This is a genomic window from Acinetobacter sp., from assembly GCF_049284435.1.
Lineage (GTDB): Bacteria > Pseudomonadota > Gammaproteobacteria > Pseudomonadales > Moraxellaceae > Acinetobacter.
Window position 1 is genome coordinate 1 of the sequence record NZ_JBAPXX010000113.1, and the last position, 1,817, is coordinate 1,817.

General features: G+C 47.8%; 1 protein-coding gene. It reads left to right on the forward strand.

Annotated elements, in window-relative coordinates; genetic code table 11:
- Window positions 1-1,817, forward strand: a 1,817-nt coding sequence (locus tag WAK81_RS10020) for an efflux RND transporter permease subunit (RefSeq protein WP_422196692.1), incomplete at both ends; no start/stop codon positions are given.

Below are 1,817 nucleotides of genomic sequence, written 5' to 3' on the forward strand. Positions count from 1 at the left end.
GCCACTTCTGGTGGCAGGCAAAACCATTCAATTGGGCGATGTCGCAGAGGTCTATCGTGGCTTTAGTGAGCCGGCTCAACCGCGTATGCGTTTTATGGGCGAAAACGGGATTGGCATTGCGGTCTCAATGCGTAAGGGCGGTGATATTCTGGCTTTGGGTGAAAACCTCGAAACGGAATTTTCCCGTTTACAGAAGTCTTTGCCTTTAGGCATGCAGCTACAAAAGGTTTCTGATCAACCGGTGGCGGTGAAACACAGCGTCAATGAGTTCATGAAAGTATTGGCTGAGGCGGTGATTATCGTTTTACTGGTCAGCTTCTTTTCACTCGGCTTCCGTACCGGATTGGTGGTGGCATTTTCCATTCCCTTGGTACTGGCGATGACCTTTGCTGGGATGAATTTATTCGATGTCGGACTGCATAAAATTTCACTGGGTGCTTTAATTTTAGCCCTCGGTTTATTGGTTGATGATGCCATTATCGCGGTCGAGATGATGGCGATTAAAATGGAGCAGGGCTATAGTCGGCTTGAGGCCGCAGGCTTTACCTGGAAAACCACTGCTTTTCCCATGCTGACCGGAACCTTAATTACCGCAGCAGGTTTCTTGCCTATTGCAACAGCAGCATCCAGTACCGGTGAATACACGCGTTCCATTTTCCAGGTGGTGACTATTGCCCTGATTGTGTCCTGGTTTGCCGCGGTGCTTTTTGTACCTTATCTGGGGGATAAACTGTTGCCGGATTTTGCAGACTTGCCACAAAAAGCGCCGTGGTATCAGCGTCTTTGGGCGCGTTTACGCAAGCAACCTGAACCACAACCGCTACAGCATCATGCCGCTGAACATCATAATCCGTATCAAACCAAGTTTTATCAAAAGTTTAGAACTTGGGTGAATAGATGCCTGACCTATCGTAAAACGGTGATTGCAGCAACGGTGGGTATTTTTGTATTGTCGGTTCTGATGTTTAAACTGGTGCCGCAACAGTTCTTCCCACCCTCAAATCGTGCCGAAATTTTGGTGGATTTAAAACTCGAAGAAGGGGCATCGCTCACTTCAACTGAAAATGCGGTGAAAAAAGTCGAAAAATTCTTGTCGACCAAACAAGGCATTGATAACTATGTAGCCTATGTCGGCACGGGTTCAACCCGCTTCTACTTGCCGCTGGATCAGCAATTGCCACAAGCCAGTTTTGCCCAGTTTGTGGTCTTGGCCTCCTCTCTGGATGATCGCAATGAAATTCGTAAATCTTTAGACCAGGAAATCCGTAAATTGTTGCCGGATGTACGTACCCGGGTATCTTTGCTGGAAAATGGTCCGCCGGTCGGTTATCCATTGCAGTATCGGGTTTCTGGTGAGGACTTGCATCTGGTCCGTCAGTGGGCGCATAAAGTTGCCGCGGTAATCGGTGATAATCCGAATACCAGCAATGTGCATTTGGATTGGGGCGAGCCAAGCAAAGTCATTCATTTGAATATCGACCAGGACCGTGCCCGTCAAATGGGGGTATCGAGCTTGGATTTAGCCAATTTCTTAAATAGCTCCATTAGTGGTGCAACCATTAATCAATATCGTGAAAAACGTGAATTGATTGAAATTCGTCTGCGTGGTGATCAGGCTGAACGGATTAATGTTGAGGCGTTGTCCAGTCTGGCCGTACCCACTGCAAATGGTAGTTCTGTGCCATTGGCACAAATTGCAAAAATTGAATATAACTTTGAAGATGGTCTGATTTGGCACCGTAACCGTTTGCCGACCATTACCGTGCGCGCCGATATTCGCAGCAAATTACAGCCGGCAACCGTGGTCGGTGAACTGG